1 protein-coding gene is annotated in these 232 nt (G+C 30.6%); it reads right to left on the bottom strand.

Annotation, left to right across the window (positions count from 1 at the left end; all coding sequences use genetic code 11):
• Positions 1–43: 43 nt before the first annotated feature.
• Positions 44–232, bottom strand: a 189-nt coding sequence (locus ACYP03_RS28290; RefSeq protein WP_459782975.1) for a hypothetical protein, incomplete at its 5' end; no start/stop codon positions are given.

Genomic DNA, 232 nt, shown 5'->3' with positions numbered 1-232 from the left:
AAAACAAAAAAACAAAAATTCTCCAAAACACAGCAGACATCAATCAAAAAATAATGAATCCTTCAAAAAACAAATAATAACAACAAATAAAAAAAATCGCCATCCAAAATAAGGTAAGCATCCAACCCCAAATTCCAATACGGGCAAAAAAAAATCCCATTACCGCAAAACATGTGTAGGCATCCTTCATAAAAAAAAAAAAATACCAGTTATGAGTTCCTATTCCCCCATT

It is taken from the genome of Photobacterium sp. R1, assembly GCF_054600795.1.
This window is presented reverse-complemented; position numbering and strand designations above follow the sequence as displayed.